The sequence below is a fragment of the Actinospineispora eucalypti genome, from assembly GCF_039543365.1.
Taxonomy (GTDB): Bacteria; Actinomycetota; Actinomycetes; order Mycobacteriales; family Pseudonocardiaceae; genus Pseudonocardia; species Pseudonocardia eucalypti.
On record NZ_BAABJP010000075.1, the window covers coordinates 1 to 5,204 of the forward strand.

3 rRNA genes are annotated in these 5,204 nt (G+C 57.3%); all 3 read left to right on the forward strand.

Annotated elements, in window-relative coordinates:
- Nucleotides 1-49: 49 nt before the first annotated feature.
- Nucleotides 50-1,571 (forward strand): 16S ribosomal RNA (locus ABEB12_RS41965).
- Between the two features lie 327 nt (nt 1,572-1,898).
- Nucleotides 1,899-5,029, forward strand: a 23S ribosomal RNA gene (locus ABEB12_RS41970).
- Nucleotides 5,030-5,136: 107 nt separating this feature from the next.
- Nucleotides 5,137-5,204 (forward strand): 5S ribosomal RNA (rrf, locus tag ABEB12_RS41975); the annotation flags it as partial.

A 5,204-nucleotide genomic window follows, 5' to 3' on the forward strand; every position in this document is an offset into this window, starting at 1 on the left:
GTGTTTTGGTTTGTTTGTGCCAGTTTGTGTTTTTGTTTGTCAGGGTTTTTCTGTGGAGAGTTTGATCCTGGCTCAGGACGAACGCTGGCGGCGTGCTTAACACATGCAAGTCGAGCGGTAAGGCCCTTTCGGGGGTACACGAGCGGCGAACGGGTGAGTAACACGTGGGTGACCTGCCCTGCACTCTGGGATAAGCCTGGGAAACTGGGTCTAATACCGGATATTCACATGGTCCTGCATGGGGTTGTGTGGAAAGTTTTTTCGGTGTGGGATGGGCCCGCGGCCTATCAGCTTGTTGGTGGGGTGATGGCCTACCAAGGCGACGACGGGTAGCCGGCCTGAGAGGGCGACCGGCCACACTGGGACTGAGATACGGCCCAGACTCCTACGGGAGGCAGCAGTGGGGAATATTGCGCAATGGGCGGAAGCCTGACGCAGCGACGCCGCGTGGGGGATGACGGCCTTCGGGTTGTAAACCTCTTTCGCCAGGGACGAAGCGTAAGTGACGGTACCTGGATAAGAAGCACCGGCCAACTACGTGCCAGCAGCCGCGGTAACACGTAGGGTGCGAGCGTTGTCCGGAATTATTGGGCGTAAAGAGCTCGTAGGCGGTGTGTCGCGTCGGCCGTGAAAACTAGAAGCTTAACTTTTAGCTTGCGGTCGATACGGGCATCACTGGAGTTCGGCAGGGGAGACTGGAATTCCTGGTGTAGCGGTGAAATGCGCAGATATCAGGAGGAACACCGGTGGCGAAGGCGGGTCTCTGGGCCGATACTGACGCTGAGGAGCGAAAGCGTGGGGAGCGAACAGGATTAGATACCCTGGTAGTCCACGCCGTAAACGTTGGGCGCTAGGTGTGGGGATCATTCCACGGTCTCTGTGCCGCAGCTAACGCATTAAGCGCCCCGCCTGGGGAGTACGGCCGCAAGGCTAAAACTCAAAGGAATTGACGGGGGCCCGCACAAGCGGCGGAGCATGTGGATTAATTCGATGCAACGCGAAGAACCTTACCTGGGTTTGACATGCACCAGACATCCCTAGAGATAGGGCTTCCCTTGTGGTTGGTGTGCAGGTGGTGCATGGCTGTCGTCAGCTCGTGTCGTGAGATGTTGGGTTAAGTCCCGCAACGAGCGCAACCCCTGTTCCATGTTGCCAGCGCGTAGTGGCGGGGACTCATGGGAGACTGCCGGGGTCAACTCGGAGGAAGGTGGGGATGACGTCAAGTCATCATGCCCCTTATGTCCAGGGCTTCACACATGCTACAATGGCTCATACAGAGGGCTGCGAGACCGTGAGGTGGAGCGAATCCCTTAAAGTGAGTCTCAGTTCGGATCGGGGTCTGCAACTCGACCCCGTGAAGTCGGAGTCGCTAGTAATCGCAGATCAGCAACGCTGCGGTGAATACGTTCCCGGGCCTTGTACACACCGCCCGTCACGTCATGAAAGTTGGTAACACCCGAAGCCGACGGCCCAACCCGTAAGGGAGGGAGTTGTCGAAGGTGGGACTGGCGATTAGGACGAAGTCGTAACAAGGTAGCCGTACCGGAAGGTGCGGCTGGATCACCTCCTTTCTAAGGAGTTCCCACGTGTTGTGGGGAGTTCATTCTCCTTTCACTATGAGTTCATCCCTGTTTCACGGCATCCTGTGTTCCCGCTTGTGGGTGGGTGGGTGTTGGGGGTGGCTGGGTGGAACATATGGCGAACCATTTCATGCTGATGTTGATGGGGTTTGGCGCACTGTTGGGTCCTGAGGAGACATCCGTTTGGGTGTGTTCTTGGTGGCCGCTCCGGCTACTGCCGGTCTAACGCTCGCTTGTTGTGTGTGGGTGGTGGCTGGTGTTGTGGTGGGGTGTGGTTGTTTGTTGAGTGTTGCATAGTGGATGCGAGCATCTTGTTGTGGTGAAGTGTTTATGGGCACATGGTGGATGCCTGGGCATCAGGAGCCGATGAAGGACGTGGGAGACCGCGATAGGCCTCGGGGAGTTGTCAACCTAGCTGTGATCCGAGGATTTCCGAATGGGGTAACCCGGCACCCGGATTTGAAAGGGGTGTCACCCGCACCTGAATGTATAGGGTGTGTGGAGGGAACGCGGGGAAGTGAAACATCTCAGTACCCGTAGGAAGAGAAAACAATTGTGATTCCGTGAGTAGTGGCGAGCGAAAGCGGATTAGGCTAAACCTGTATCGTGTTCAAGCTGGCGGGCGTTGCGGTATGGGTGTTGTGGGACGTCGACGTGAACCTCCCGCCTGGGGTTCGAACTTGTCTTGGTGTGTTAGTGGAAGGCCTCTGGAAAGGGTTGCCGTAGAGGGTGAGAGTCCCGTACACGAAAACATGCCTTGGTGGGTTGGTTGGTGTTCCCGAGTAGCAGCGAGCTCGTGGAATTTGCTGTGAATCTGGCGGGACCACCCGTTAAGCCTAAATACTACCTGATGACCGATAGCGGACTAGTACCGTGAGGGAAAGGTGAAAAGTACCCCGGGAGGGGAGTGAAAGAGTACCTGAAACCGTGTGCCTACAAGCCGTCAGAGCCTTCCGTGTGGGGGTGATGGCGTGCCTTTTGAAGAATGAGCCTGCGAGTTGTGGCATGTGGCGAGGTTAACCCGTGTGGGGTAGCCGTAGCGAAAGCGAGTCCGAATAGGGCGGTTGAGTCGTGTGTTGCAGACCCGAAGCGGAGTGATCTACCCATGGCCAGGGTGAAGCGCCGGTAAGACGGTGTGGAGGCCCGAACCCACCAGGGTTGAAAACCTGGGGGATGAGCTGTGGGTAGGGGTGAAAGGCCAATCAAACTCCGTGATAGCTGGTTCTCCCCGAAATGCATTTAGGTGCAGCGTTGCGTGTTTCTTCCTGGAGGTAGAGCACTGGATGGGCTAGGGGGCCGACAAGCTTACCGAACTCAACCAAACTCCGAATGCCAGTGAAGTGAAGCGTGGCAGTGAGACTGCGGGGGATAAGCTTCGTAGTCGAGAGGGAAACAGCCCAGATCACCGGCTAAGGCCCCTAAGCGTGCGCTAAGTGGGAAAGGATGTGGGTTCGCCCAGACAACCAGGAGGTTGGCTTAGAAGCAGCCACCCTTGAAAGAGTGCGTAATAGCTCACTGGTCAAGTGGATCCGCGCCGACAATGTAGCGGGGCTCAAGCGCACCGCCGAAGCCGTGGCACATGCACGTGTAATCCGCGCGCCTCTTTCGGGGGGTGTGTGTAGTTGTGTGTGTGGGTAGGGGAGCGTCGTGCATCCGTCGAAGCAGCCGCGTGAGCGAGTTGTGGAGGGTGTGTGAGTGAGAATGCAGGCATGAGTAGCGAAAGCGGAGTGAGAAACTCCGCCGCCGATTGACCAAGGGTTCCTGGGCCAGGTTATTCCGCCCAGGGTGAGCCGGGACCTAAGGCGAGGCCGACAGGCGTAGTCGATGGATAACGGGTTGATATTCCCGTGCCCGCGCAAGCGCGACCAGTGGTGAACCTACTGATACTAACCACCTGATCATTGCTTACCGGCCTTCGGGTTGGGGGTGGTGTGAGGCTGGGACCTGAGGTGGTAGTAGCCAAGCGATGGGGTGACGCAGGAGGGTAGTCCCGCCAGGCGTTGGTTGTCCTGGTGTAAGCCTGTAGCCCGACATCTAGGTAAATCCGGGTGTCGTGAAGGGTGAGAGGTGATGCGTAGCCGATTGAGGCGAAGTAGGGCGATCCCATGCTGTCGAGAAAAGCCTCTAGCGAGTTCTTGAGCGGCCCGTACCCTAAACCGACACAGGTGGTCAGGTAGAGAATACCGAGGCGATCGAGCGAACTGTGGTTAAGGAACTCGGCAAAATACCTCCGTAACTTCGGGAGAAGGAGGACCGGTTGCCTTGAAGCCCTTCGCGGGCTAGGGGTGGCCGGTCGCAGAGACCAGGCCCAAGCGACTGTTTACTAAAAACACAGGTCCGTGCGAAGTCGCAAGACGATGTATACGGACTGACGCCTGCCCGGTGCTGGAACGTTAAGAGGACCCGTTAGTCGTAAGGCGAAGCGGAGAATTTAAGCGCCAGTAAACGGCGGTGGTAACTATAACCATCCTAAGGTAGCGAAATTCCTTGTCGGGTAAGTTCCGACCTGCACGAATGGCGTAACGACTTGGGCGCTGTCTCAACCACAGACTCGGCGAAATTGCACTACGAGTAAAGATGCTCGTTACGCGCGGCAGGACGGAAAGACCCCGGGACCTTTACTATAGCTTGGTATTGGTGCTCGGTTCGGATTGTGTAGGATAGGTGGGAAACTGTGAAGCCGCAACGCCAGTTGTGGTGGAGTTGACGTTGAAATACCACTCTGTTCGAATTGGGTGTCTAACCTCGGACCGTGATCCGGTTCAGGGACAGTGCCTGGTGGGTAGTTTAACTGGGGCGGTTGCCTCCCAAAATGTAACGGAGGCGCCCAAAGGTTCCCTCAGCCTGGTTGGCAATCAGGTGTCGAGTGTAAGTGCACAAGGGAGCTTGACTGTGAGACTGACAAGTCGAGCAGGGACGAAAGTCGGGACTAGTGATCCGGCACCTCCTTGTGGAAGGGGTGTCGCTCAACGGATAAAAGGTACCCCGGGGATAACAGGCTGATCTTGCCCAAGAGTCCATATCGACGGCATGGTTTGGCACCTCGATGTCGGCTCGTCGCATCCTGGGGCCGGAGTAGGTCCCAAGGGTTGGGCTGTTCGCCCATTAAAGCGGCACGCGAGCTGGGTTTAGAACGTCGTGAGACAGTTCGGTCCCTATCCGCCGCGCGCGTTGGAGACTTGAGGAAGGCTGTCCCTAGTACGAGAGGACCGGGACGGACGAACCTCTGGTGTGCCAGTTGTCCCGCCAGGGGCACGGCTGGTTGGCTACGTTCGGAAGGGATAACCGCTGAAGGCATCTAAGCGGGAAACCCGTTCCAAGATGAGGTCTCCCTCCCACCCTTGTGGTGGGGTAAGGCCCCCAGCAGACCACTGGGTTGATAGGCCAGAAATGGAAGCGCCGTGAGGTGTGGAGTTGACTGGTACTAATAGGCCGAGCGGCTTCACCGCAACGAGGTGTTTGCATCCACTGTGTGACCCTGAACAAACAACCACCCCCACACCACATCATGTGTGTGGTGGGGGCGGGGTTTGAGGGTTGATAATTTGATATTGTTGCCGGTGGTTATAGCGTGGGGGAAACGCCCGGTCCCATTCCGAACCCGGAAGCTAAGCCCTACTGCGC